Source organism: Dietzia sp. B19, assembly GCF_014145155.1.
GTDB lineage: Bacteria > Actinomycetota > Actinomycetes > Mycobacteriales > Mycobacteriaceae > Dietzia > Dietzia natronolimnaea.
Window position 1 is genome coordinate 45609 of sequence record NZ_JAALED010000572.1, and the last position, 12685, is coordinate 58293.

A 12685-nucleotide genomic window follows, 5' to 3' on the forward strand; every position below is an offset into this window, starting at 1 on the left:
GCAGGTCGTCAAGGCTTCCGTGCTGCTGGCCACCGGCGTCAACGGCGACGGCCACCGCGAGGTGCTGGGCATACAGGTCGCCACCAGTGAGACCACGGCCTCGTGGAACACCTTCTTCGCCGACCTGGTTGCCCGCGGCCTGGGCGGGGTGCGGCTGGTGACCTCCGATGCCCACGCCGGGCTGGTCGGGGCGATCGCGGCGAACCTGCCGGGAGCCGCGTGGCAACGCTGCCGCACCCACTACTCGGCGAACCTCATGGCCGTGTGCCCCAAGTCCATGTGGCCGGCCGTGAAGGCGATGCTGCACAGCGTCTACGACCAGCCCACCGCTGAGGCTGTCAATGCCCAGTTCGACCGGCTCCTCGAGTACACCGAAGGCAGACTGCCCGACGTGGCCGACCACCTCGGCGACGCCCGCGAGGACCTGCTCGCCTTCACCACGTTCCCCGACGACGTGTGGCGCCAGATCTGGTCCAACAACCCCACCGAGCGGCTCAACCGAGAGATCCGCCGCCGCACCGACGTCGTGGGCATCTTCCCCAACCGAGAGGCCATCGTCCGCCTCATCGGCGCCGTCCTGGCCGAGCAGACCGACGAATGGGCCGAAGGACGCCGATACCTCGGACTCGAAGTCCTGGGCCGCTGCCGACTCACCCTGACCACCGACACCGACACCAGCTCGACGACGGAGGTGACCACTGATGCACTGATGCAACTACCCGCCTGATCACCAACGAAGGATCACAAACCAGTTACACCACTTCTAGGGGCTTGACCAGGTACCGAGGACTCGGCACAGCCGCTGCACACCGAACTCGTTGCGGTGGGTGGAGATGAAGTCCCAGCGGCAGGTCTTCACTTCATCTCCTGCGCGAAATAGGCGGCTGCCCGGCGCAGAATCTCACGTTCGAGCTGCCATTCCTTCTCCGCACTGCGCAGTCGGACGTTCTCTGCCCGCAGGCGCGCCAACTCGTCGGCTGCAGTCTCACTGCCACCGCCCGCCGTGGCCGCTGAGCCCTGCGCCGAGGCGTTGTCCTTGCGGACCCAGGTCCGCAAGGTCTCGCCGCTGATGCCCAGGTCCGAGGCCACCGCGGCGTAGGTGCGGGTGCCGCCGCCGGCGCGATACAACGCGACCGCGTCCCGGCGGAACTCCTCCGTGTACTGAGACTGACGTCCCATGTGAACATCCCTCCTGGTTCTTCTACGAACCATTGTCAGGGTGTCCACTCCGAGGGGGCAGCCTCAGATCGATGGTGTCGTCGCGGTGGTTCCACCACTGCGGATAGGCCCACTTGGGGGCGGTGTCAAACTGGTGCCGTTGCGGCCCAGTCCGGCCGACCGGTCTGGCCAGCGCGGCGCCTGACGAGGGGTGTGGATGGTGGTCAGGTCCCGCAAGGAAATGCACAGGTCCCACTCGATGCGGTGCGCCAAACGCAAGGGCATCAGACGCGCCGAATCGGTGCGGCAGACGCGGTTGTCGCCGAGCCACCAGCCTCGGTGTGCGTGCCCGGACGGGGACTGGGACACCCAGCTCGGTGCCGGATGATCCGAAGGTTCCTCGAACGCCCGCAATGGGCGTTGGGATGGTCGCAGTTGATGACGATCGATCCGAGCAAGGCATGTGGAGAGTGCTGGATGCAGCGAATCGTCAGCGCGTCGTCGCGGCTCATCCGGTATTGGCCGTGCCCGAGTTGGTTCGCCGCGAACGGACGGTGCGATAGGAGCACCTCGCTGCCCCACTGCTCGTCGCTGAGAAGCAGCGCCTTCGTGGTATCCATGCCGAGCACTGTGCACCCTCGTGGCCGCCGTACTGATGTGTGCACTCCCATCCACCCGCACCTGCGATCACAGCCCGCGAGCACTGAGCCCATCCAAACCGCCTGTTCCTTCACGCTGGATCCATCTGTCGAGAAGCGAGCATCTGCGGTGACGGACCTATCCTCGCTGTCGCGCTCGCCGCGCGGGCGGGGAGCACCGGCCCGACCGAGCCGGTCGGGCGATGGCTGACCGCGGCCGAATGGACCGTCACACCAGATCTCTCGTGCCTGGCTCCCCGTCGCGGGAGAGTGTGCGCAGACCTTTCCGGCATCCGCCTCCAGCATCACCCCGGGCCCTGTGCCTCCCCGCAATCCCTGGAGCATTCCCTCTCCGACGACAGAAGAGGCACCCACCGACGACGCCCCTGTCGATCAAGCGGAGTCTGTCGACAGGGGCGACTTCTCGCGCTTAGCGCCGAGATGAGAGCTACCTGCTCAGGACACCACGAACCGCGAGGTTCGACCAAACGGGTAGATAGTGCTCAATTCGATGAGTTCGCACAGACAGCGAGCGCCAACGCGCCGAGAATCACGAGCCCGACGACCCCGACGACAGTCGTCGGAATCGAGGCCGCAGCACGAGTGGCGCCGTCTCCGATGATGACGCCGAGCGCGACCACACCGGAGACGCCCGCCGGAATCGCCACCATCGGCACCTCAACGTTCGGGGAGTAGTACGAGTCCCGGTACATCGACCAATACGAGGGCGGGACATCCCGGCTTCTTGCGGCGACGTGCGTGTCGATCGGTGTTCTCAGTGCTCTCATCGCGCTGCACGAGGCGCAGGCCCATCGCCTCTGGCGGCATCAGGTGCGCCACGCGGGTCTCCCTCGGGTTCTCGATCAGTTCGTCGCACGTCTTACCCTGCCGACGGAGACCCGCGCCGCGATCTGCCCACGCACCTCTACCTCAACCTATACTGCGGGCCCCCATGAACCGCACCTACCAAACGGTGGTCTCGCTCGCGTGGCCTGGTGGGGGCCTGTCAGTTCGGAACAGGCGTACCCCTTGGCGCGGTAACGATCTGGGGGTTCGGCAATGCCGACCGGTTGACTAGGACACCTTCCTTATAGATTGCTGCGATGTCGCTCAGGTTCTCGCTGTCAACAAGTGGATCCGAGCTCAGCAGCACGAGATCAGCCAGCTTTCCCACTTCGACAGTACCGATGGTGTCGAGCTTGTTGTATGCCTCGGCCACGTTGTGGGTGAGGGCTTGAATCGCTCCCATCGTGGTGAGTCCCCGGGTGCGCAACGCTTTGACCCACGTGAAGTGGTCAGAACCCAAAGACCAGGGCCTGCCCTCCTGCAGGTCGGGTCCGAGGTCCTGCATCACGTCGTGTGACGTACAGCCTGCGTCGGTGGAAACCATCACATTGGCGCCGGCTTCGATGAAGTTTCGTTCATTCTTCTGATGCTCGGGACTGTTGAGCGTCCCGAATGGATTTCCGTGGAGGAGAAGGCGATCCGCATAGTCGTCGGCGATAGGCTGAATTCCCACACCAATTCGACGTTCCGCGATCCGATTCACCAACTCTTCCGGGATTACCTGGTTGAACGTCCATGTCGGGTGAATCATGACATCGACATCGACATCAGCTGCTAACTCCAGGGCTGGTACCGCCATCGTGTGTGACAGGAACGGCAGTCCGGCTGAATGGACGTCCTCCGCCATCATGCGGACCCATTTCTCCGGGAAGGTGTGATAGGTCCGCAGGGCAGCAGGATTGAGATGTGCCATGAGATGGTCACTGATAGCGATCTTGACCATGTCAACACCGGACTGCACGTAGTCCCTGAACCGAGCACGGAATTCGCGCTCCTGCAACAACGTCAGTTCGGCACCGACTCCTGCAGCAAAGAGCAGGTCCATCCTGTTGGCAAAGCTCTGCGATATCGACTGCCGTGCAGTGAAATTGAAGTCGGGACTGAATGGTCCACCCATCCCGACTATGTTGCCTGCCGCGAAGATACGGGATCCGATGACGGTTCCCGCGTTGATCCTGTCCCGAGCCTCCAGGACGGGATCGCGAGCGTCCCAGGTGTCGAAGACGGTCGTGACGCCATTCTTGAGGGTGAGCTGCGCTCCCTCCTCGATGACTCTAGAGAAGGAGCCCTCGTACCGGGCGAGGTATTCGACCCCTCCGGCGCCCACCATCATGACCCCGTCGAGCAGGTGGATGTTGCCGTTGATATAGCCGGGCAGTAGCCATTTCCCAGCAGCATCAGTCACCTTTGGCCCTGTTGCTGCGTCGTACTGGGACGTGGGCACGATGCGAGTTATCGAGCCATTCTCGACAACAACCGTCATTCTCTCAGCTGGGCTACCGCCGCGCCCGTCGATCAGCGTGACGTTCGACAACGCAAAACTAGACATGATGCACTCCATATCGTACTCAGATTCCTGGCGGCGGTTCAGCCGCACATCTTGACTTTCACTCCGGAGTACCTCTCCAGGCTCCGCTGCAACTGTCCGTGCACTCCTCAGGATGGCCGCCATCCGAGAATCGACGAACAACCAGCGACCACGGTGCGGAGAACGCACAGTGAACGTTTCATACACAGAACGGCATAGTCACGAAAGTAGATTTCAAAGGTTGTCGATCACGTTGGACTCATGATTCATCGTTTCGCCGTCGAGCCGGATCCCCGTCTTAAGCCTCGGTCTTTCGTGCGCCCAGTGGAACGGGAGGTCTGGGCTGTGTCAAGGATTGTGGACAGGCCCTCGGTGATTTCCGACGTGTCGGGCTGCTGCGGGTAGGTGCTCGACGGCGGTCTCGTGCGCTTCGGAGGGGTGTCGCACTAGCCTCGTCGCGCGATGGATGGGCTAACGCGACGTGTCGGCGCCGCCTACGTCTGTCGCTGGAGTGCGCGGTAGAGCGTGGACCGCCCGACTCCGAGTTCGCGGGCGATCGCCGATGGCCCCTCCCCCTTGCCGATTCGGTCGCGAGCCCTGTCGATCTGCCCCTCGGTCAAGACACGCTTTCTCCCCTTGTACTTACCGTTCGCCTTGGCGATGGCGATGCCTTCAGCCTGGCGCTCACGAATGATGGCGCGTTCAAACTCGGCGAACGCCCCAAGCAGCGAAAGCATGAGATCCGCTCGAGGGTCCTGTGCGCCAGCCGCGTAGGTGGCCCGTTCGTGGACGAACACCACACTCGCGCCCTTGGCGGTGACCTCACCAACGATCTGCTTGAGATCCACTAGGGATCGCGCGAGCCGGTCCATCGACGCAACGACTAGCTCGTCACCGTCACGGAGGTACCCGATGCACTCGGCGAGCTTCTCACGGTCCGCACGAGAGCGTCCGGACTCCTTCTCGACATATACCCGGTCGCACTCCCCCACCGCCTCGAGCTGACGCGCTTCGTTCTGGTCAGCAGCAGACACTCGCACATACGCCACACGCTGCCCGCGTGCTCGTGAGGATCTCCGTGCCGGCTTCCCCTGCCCCTCGATGATGTTCTCGGAATCCGTCGTCTCCACTCGCAGACTCCAGTCCAGCTCATCTCGGCGACGGAACCGAGTCTGAACCTTCCCGCGGCTGACGATGAGCAACGCATCTACAAGCTCCGTAATCGGATCGCCCACCACGAACCCCTCATCCATCCCAACCCAGATGTGGAGAACAGACGCCTAGACCAGTTATCCGCAGACCTCGACACCCTAGCTCGCTGGATCGACCCAGACGCCGCCGACTGGATCGCCTCCGCCTCCAGAGTTCCCCTGGTCCGAGCTCGGCGGCCGTGATCCAAAAGCTCGGCTTTACACCTGTCCCCTACCGCCCTCACGATCGCGAAACCCATAGTCCCGCTACCCCCTGTGACCTCAATGAACTCCGTCCCGCAACCCCTGCTTGAGACCTTGCGGAACAGGGGAAACGATGGCGGCCCGCGATGTACCGCAAGGTGTACCTCACTGGGACAGCGGTCTTGAGTTCACGTCGATCATCGCCCCTCCAGCAAGGGTCTAACTGAAGGCACTGTCGGATGCCGCTGATATAAACGCTCTTATCTGAAGATGGAGGACGGATGAAGGTTCAGTACGTGGTCCCAGCACTGGCTGCGGCACTGCTCTTGGCGGGCTGCTCTTCGGCTGATGGCGGCTCGGAGAGTGCTTCTTCGCCGACGCCCCCTGCCCCCACCAGTGAACAGTCCAACGACGAAAAGCGCGACGACCCGCAGCGGAGTCCTCGTGGGTACATCTTGAAGGAGGTCGGGGAGCAGGGAAGCCTTGGGCTGCCTGAGGACCCCGACTCGAGGTGGATCACGTTTACCGTGGACGAGATTGTAGAGAATGAGCCGTGCGACAGCTATGAGCCCCCGACAGGGGTCCCCACGCGTGTTGATGTCTCGATAGCTACGGCGGATGTCCCGGAGGAGTACCGACTCTCGGCTGGAGCCCTCTTCAACCCGGGCAGTTGGCAATGGGTACAAGAAGATGGGACGACTTCGGGAGTCACCGCTCAGCAGGGCAACTACTCATTCTCGTGCGGCACGTGGCAACAGTTGGCTTCCGGCTTGGCCTCCAACTCGCAATATCGCGCGACGTTCAATTTAGACGTGCCAGCAGGAGCAACCGACCTGATCCTTCACTACGACGGCGGCGGCTGGGAGTGGGAACTCCCGTAAATCGAAAGTTGGATCCGCCAGACGGCGATGAGTCCCTACTTGTAAGACTGGCGTCATGGCTTCTGTGCATGAGGTGATCGAGGCGTTCCGTCAGGCTCCGACAAACGTGGAGCGGGGAACGAAGTTCGAGCAGCTCATGGTGCGCTACTTCGAACTCGACCCGATGTTGTCTCAGCAGTACGACAAGGTCTGGCGGTGGATCGACTGGCCAGACCGGGACGGCAAGCCCGATACGGGGATCGACCTGGTGGCTCGCGAACGCGACACCGGTGAGTACACCGCCATTCAGTGCAAGTTCTACGAGCCCGACCACTACCTACAGAAGAGCGATTTGGACTCGTTCTTCACTGCTTCGGGCAAGGCCCCGTTCACCAACCGGGTCATCATCTCCACGACCAACAGGTGGGGCAAGCATGCCGAGGACGCCCTCGATGGTCAGACCATCCCGGTCCAGCGGATCTCGCTCGAGGATCTCGCCGAGTCGGCGATCGATTGGGACATCGCCTGGCCCCAGGGCGAACTGCAAGTTGATCTGGCCCCGTCCACGCCATACACGCTGCGCCCGCATCAGCAGGAAGCACTGGAGGCGGTGTTCCGCGGGTTTGCCGAGGGCAACGACCGGGGCAAGCTCATCATGGCCTGCGGCACTGGTAAGACCTTCACGTCGCTGAAGATCGCCGAGCAGACAGCCCTCGACAACGGCGGGCGCGCCCGAATCCTGTTCGCGGTCCCCTCAATCGCCCTGTTGTCGCAGACTCTGCGGGAGTGGACTGCCCGTGCCGAGCTGGATATTCGGGCGTTCGCAGTCTGCTCGGACACTAAGGTCTCTCGTGCAGCGGAGGACTACGACACCTCTGACGTCGCCATTCCGGTCACCACGAACCCAGAGCAGCTCGCGGAGAAGATGAGTTACCGCAAACGGGCAGCGGGGATGACGGTGGTATTCACCACCTACCAATCACTGCCCGCGGTCTCCAAGGCCCAAAGTCTTGGTGTGGACGCGTTCGATCTGGTGATCTGCGACGAGGCCCACCGCACGACCGGCATCACCCTCGCAGGCGAGGATGCGTCGAACTTCGTCGCAGTGCACGACCCGGATTTCCTCAAGGCCAGTCGGCGGCTGTACATGACCGCGACCCCGCGCCTGTTCAACGACGAGACCAAGGACAAGGCAGGGGAACACTCCGCGGAGGTCGCCTCCATGGATGACCTAGAGACGTACGGTCCCGAGTTTCATCGGCTCTCGTTCGGCGAGGCCGTCGACCGCGGCCTTCTCACTGACTACAAGGTCCTGGTCCTGACGGTGGACGAATCGGTCATGGCCAGCCGGCTCCAATCAGACCTGGCCGATGCCGGCGAGCTCAAGCTCGATGACGCCTCCAAGCTGGTGGGCTGCTGGAACGGACTAGCCAAACGGGCCGGCACCTCCCCGACAGGTGAGGGCTTCGCCCCCGGTGAGCCGCCGATGCGCCGAGCCGTCGCCTTCGCCCGCGACATCAAGTCCTCCAAGCAGGTCGCCGAGATGCTTCCCAGGGTCGTGGAGTCCTACCAAGACCTGCTGCGCGACGCCGAGGACGACGGCGTGGACGTCGCGGACACCAACCGGTCCCTGAACTGCTCGGTGCACCACGTCGACGGCACTTTCAACGCCCTCAAGCGCAACGAGGAGTTGACCTGGCTCAAGGCCGAACCAGACGCGAATGAGTGCCGAATCCTTACCAACGCCCGCTGCCTATCCGAGGGTGTAGACGTACCAGCATTGGATGCAGTGCTGTTCCTGCACCCCCGCAACTCCGTCGTGGACGTGGTGCAGTCTGTCGGTCGCGTGATGCGCAAATCACCAGGCAAGGATTACGGCTACATCATCCTGCCCGTCGCCGTGCCCGAGGGCGTCAAGCCGTCGCAAGCGTTGAACGACAACCGTCGATTTAAGACCGTGTGGCAGGTCCTCAATGCCCTCCGCGCCCATGACGATCGGTTCAACGCGATGGTCAACTCCATCGCCCTGAACTCCAAGACCCGGGACAAGACCGGCCAGGGCGTCGACCAGCTCCTCGGCGGTCACGTCGGCCCCGCGGAGGATTCCACCAGCAGCGGTGGCACCGGGTCCGATGCAGGGTCTGACGGCTCGGGCGATGCCGAGCAGACCAAGCAGATGGCGCTGTTCTCCCTGTCTGAGTGGACTGAGGCGATCTACACCAAGATCGTCGACAAGGTCGGCACCCGCACCTACTGGGAAGACTGGGCCGCCGATGTCGCCGACATTGCCGCCGCGCAGATCACCCGCATCAACGCCACCCTCGCCGCTGCCAGCCCCGAACTAACCCGAGGGTTCGACGACTTCGTCGACGGACTGCGGGCAAACCTCAACGAGTCGATCAGCCGCGACGACGCGATCAGCATGCTCTCCCAACACTTGATCACCAAACCCGTCTTCGACGCCCTGTTTGAGGGCCACGACTTCGCCGCGCAGAACCCGGTCTCGAAAGTCATGCAGACCATGGTCGACCAACTCGCTAGCGCCAACCTCGACGCCGAAACCGCAAAACTCGACTCGTTCTACGACTCGGTGCGCGTCCGCGCCTCCGAAGTCACCTCCGCCGAAGGCAAACAGCAAGTCATCGCCGAGCTGTACGAGAAGTTCTTCAAGCTCGGCTTCGCCAAACAAGCCGACGCCCTCGGCATTGTCTACACACCTGTAGAGATCGTCGACTTCATCCTCCGCGCCACCGACCACGCCCTCCGGGACGCCTTCGGCCTAGGCCTGACCGACCACGACGTGCACATCCTCGACGGATTCACCGGCACCGGCACCTTCATTACCCGCCTGCTCCAGTCCGGACTCATCCAACCGGCGGACCTGGCCCGAAAGTACGTTTCGGAGATCCACGCCAACGAGCTCATGCTGCTCGCGTACTACATCGCCGCGGTCAACATTGAGACCACCTATCACGCCATCGCCGGCCACACCGACACCGCCGACTACGAGCCGTTCCCCGGCATCGTGCTCGCTGACACTTTCCAGATCCACGAACAAGGCGATGAGCTCGACCTCAAGGTCTTTCCCGCCAACAACGACCGCATCACCCGGCAGCTAGCCACCCCGATCAACGTCATCGTTGGCAACCCCCCGTACTCGGTGGGCCAGGGATCGGCGAATGACCTCAACGCCAATGTCAAGTACCCGCATCTCGATGCTCGCATCGGTTCGTCGTATGCGGCCCGCTCCACCGCGACCAACAAAAACAGCCTCTATGACTCCTACCTGCGGGCATTCCGCTGGGCCACCGACCGCATCGGAGACCAAGGTGTCGTCGCCTTCGTCTCCAACGGTGGCTGGATCGACGGCAACACCGCCGACGGCATCCGTCTGAGCCTCGCCGACGAATACAGCCACATCTACGTGTTCAACCTTCGCGGGAACATGCGCAAATCCAACTGGAAGGAAGAAGGCGGACAGATATTCGGTGCAGGCTCCCAAGCCACCATCGCGATCTGGATTGGGGTCAAGAACCCAGCCCATTCCGGTCCTTGCGCGATCTCCTACCGGGACATCGGCGACTACCTCACCCGAGAAGAGAAGCTCCGCATCATCGCCGATGCCAATCTGAGCAGCATCGACTGGACAAGTATCATCCCCAACTCCCATGGAGACTGGATCGGCCAACGCGACGACACCTTCGCAACCTGGCCCGCCATTGGCGCCAAGAAACGTGAGCCCGGCCAAGTAACCGTGTTCACCGCACACTCCCGCGGCCTCTCCACCGGCCGGGACGCCTGGTGCTACAACTACTCCCGCGAAGAGCTCGGCCACAACATCGAAAACCTGCTTGATCAGTACCGAACCGTCAAGACCGAGTTCGAGGAGCACAGCCGCGGCGCCTCCAAGCTCACCGACGAGAACCTCACCCGATACCTAGGAGACAACCCCCACCACACAGCGGGGGGCAAGATCAGCTGGAACCACTCCCTCAGACAGCAGGCCCTCCGAAGGACCCAACTCGAGTGGGGCGACGAGTTCGTCTATCGGTCGACCTACAGGCCCTTCAGCCCACAGTGGGCCTACGTCGATTCGCGATTGAACGACAGGCTCTACCAGCTCCGATCGATGTTCCCGACGCCCCACCACGCCAACGTCGGCTTCTACCAGGTCGGCAGTGGATCGGCTGTGCCGTTCAGTGTGCTGATGCTGAATTCCCTGCCAGACCTCCATGTCACCGGGGCCGGTAGCGGCGGTCAGTTCTTCCCCCGGTGGACCTATAAGAAGGTCGATGCGGCAGATGGCGGGTTCAATTTCGCCGACGACGCCGAGGTCGATGAGTACGGGTATCGCCGGGTCGACAACATCTCTGATGAGATCCTCGAGATCTACCGCGAGGCTGTGGGTCCCCAGGTGAGCAAGGACGACATCTTCTACTACGTCTACGGCCAGTTACATGACCCGTACTACCGGATCGACTATGCCGCTGATTTGAAGAAGATGTTGCCGCACATCCCGACCCCGGAGACCCGGGACCAGTTCGAGACGGTTGCTCGTGTAGGCCGATGGCTCGCAGACCTGCACATGAACTACGAGAAGGTCGAGCCGTACCCCGTGAAGGTCGAACTCAAAAAGGGTGCTTCTGCCGAGGACCGGGAGACCTGGCGGGTGTCGAAGATGAAGTGGGGCCGCATCCGCGATGAGGAGACCGGCAAGCTCGTCAACGACCCGACCACAATCATTTACAACTCGAAGGTGACGATCACTGGCATCCCACCCGAGGCCGACGACTACATGCTCGGCTCCCGCTCCGCGCTTGGCTGGGTCATCGATCGGTGGCAAGTCAAGACCGACAAACCCTCCGGCATCGTCAACGACCCCAACGACTGGTGCGACGAGCTCGGCGATCCGAAGTACATCGTCGACCTGATCGCCCGGGTCACCACCGTTGCCACCGAAACCACCAAACTCGTCGCCAGCCTCACCACCGAGGGCTCCCAGTGACGATCCCGGACTATCAGACCCTGATGCGCCCGGTCCTCGAGTACCTCGCCGACGGAGGCGAGCATCGATTGCGTGACCTCAAAGAAGCGATGGCCGACCAGTTCAACCTGACCGCCGAAGAGCGGGCCCAGATGACCCCGTCGGGGCGCTCACGTCTGATCTACAACCGAGTTGGCTGGGCCACCTCCTACCTGGCCCAGGCCGGGCTCATCCACCGCCCACGACGCGGCTACTCGATCATCACCGCCGAAGGACGCCGAGTCCTCACAGAGCACCCCGACCGTGTCGACCTGACCGTGCTCGAGCAATTCGAACCCTTCCGAGCCTTCCGCGACCGAGCCCGGAACCGAGACGACACGAAGACACCGCACCCCCCGGTCGACCTGGACGATACGACCGCCACCCCACAGGACCTCATCGACGCCGCAGTCCTGGAGAACCAAGCCACTCTTGAAACCGAACTCCTCGACAGAGCGCTCACCCTGTCCCCCACCGGGTTCGAAGACCTCGTCATCCGCCTGCTCGAGAAAATGGGCTACGGCAGAGCGGGCAACGTTGAGCGCACCAGCGCCAGCGGAGACGCCGGCGTCGACGGCATCATTAGCCAAGATCCCCTCGGCCTAGACCGCATCTACGTCCAAGCCAAGCGCTACGCCCTCGACCGCACCGTCGACCGCCCACGCATCTACGAATTCGCCGGCGCTCTCCTAGGCAAACAAGGCGACAGAGGCGTCTTCATCACCACCTCGTCGTTCACCCGCGGCGCCCTACTCGAAGCCGAACGCATCAACGCCCGCATCGAACTCATCGACGGAGCTCGCCTGGCACGCCTCCTGATCCAGTACGGCGTCGGCGTGCAGGAATCGCACACCGTAGTCTTACACCGCGTCGACGAGGACTTTTTCGAAGAGATCTGACTGATTTAGCGACAGTTCTCTCTTAATGCCCTAGGGTCGAAGCCCGTTTTGCGTCCAAAGCCTCACTGGGACAGCGCACTGCAGCGATATCTTACGGCAGACGAATCCACACGTGATTCAAATCAATTGGAAGGCCAGAAGCCCGTTCGTGGGAAGAACTAAACCACTCCCAGTCAGTATTTGAAACTGACAATCTAAGTTCGTGGCCTACTCCCATCAGATAGTGCGTTTTCACGTACCTGTTGACGCGGGAATGAAGACCTGGGCCGGCCTGATCCTGCACGTATCCGACCATAATGCCAAGACTTTCGTCTGTTTGGGACGCCCTTCGGAAAGCGC

At 62.5% G+C, this 12685-nt stretch carries 8 protein-coding genes and 1 pseudogene; 4 read left to right on the plus strand and 5 right to left on the minus strand.

The genetic code is table 11. The features are described from left to right. Positions 1-727: IS256 family transposase (locus tag G6020_RS15995; protein WP_241732777.1), on the plus strand; the 727-nt coding region annotated here is incomplete at its 5' end. 51 nt (positions 728-778) lie between these two features. On the opposite strand, the pseudogene G6020_RS16000 reads toward G6020_RS15995, so the two are convergent. The 5 genes and pseudogenes from G6020_RS16000 to G6020_RS16020 form a co-directional block, all read right to left on the minus strand. Continuing rightward, a pseudogene (locus G6020_RS16000) lies at positions 779-1179 on the minus strand (transposase); the annotation flags it as partial. A gap of 263 nt (positions 1180-1442) precedes the next feature. Further along, a complete protein-coding gene (locus tag G6020_RS17315; protein WP_225320256.1) occupies positions 1443-1778 on the minus strand; it encodes a hypothetical protein in 336 nt (111 codons plus the stop codon). Positions 1779-2299: 521 nt separating this feature from the next. After that, a complete protein-coding gene (locus tag G6020_RS16010) occupies positions 2300-2584 on the minus strand; it encodes a hypothetical protein (RefSeq protein WP_182611278.1) in 285 nt (94 codons plus the stop codon). A gap of 218 nt (positions 2585-2802) precedes the next feature. Then, positions 2803-4191 (minus strand): amidohydrolase family protein, encoded by a 1389-nt coding sequence (locus G6020_RS16015; protein WP_182611279.1) that lies wholly within the window; start codon positions 4189-4191, stop codon positions 2803-2805. A gap of 473 nt (positions 4192-4664) precedes the next feature. After that, positions 4665-5423: a recombinase family protein gene (locus tag G6020_RS16020; RefSeq protein WP_166501778.1), complete on the minus strand. Its 759-nt coding sequence runs from the start codon at positions 5421-5423 to the stop codon at positions 4665-4667. Positions 5424-5845: 422 nt separating this feature from the next. On the opposite strand from G6020_RS16020, the gene G6020_RS16025 reads away from it, so the two are divergent. Genes G6020_RS16025 through G6020_RS16035 form a run of 3 tightly spaced genes read left to right on the plus strand, consistent with a single transcriptional unit; the run spans position 5846 to position 12346 of the window. Then, the gene (locus G6020_RS16025; RefSeq protein WP_182611280.1) at positions 5846-6445 is read left to right on the plus strand and encodes a hypothetical protein; all 600 of its coding nucleotides are present in this window, start codon (positions 5846-5848) and stop codon (positions 6443-6445) included. A gap of 55 nt (positions 6446-6500) precedes the next feature. After that, complete coding sequence (locus G6020_RS16030; RefSeq protein WP_182611281.1) at positions 6501-11429, plus strand: DEAD/DEAH box helicase; 4929 nt, start codon at positions 6501-6503, stop codon at positions 11427-11429. Beyond that, entirely contained in the window at positions 11426-12346 is a 921-nt protein-coding gene (locus G6020_RS16035) for a restriction endonuclease (protein WP_182611282.1), read from the plus strand. Before G6020_RS16030 ends, G6020_RS16035 begins: the two co-directional genes overlap by 4 nt. Positions 12347-12685: the final 339 nt, after the last annotated feature.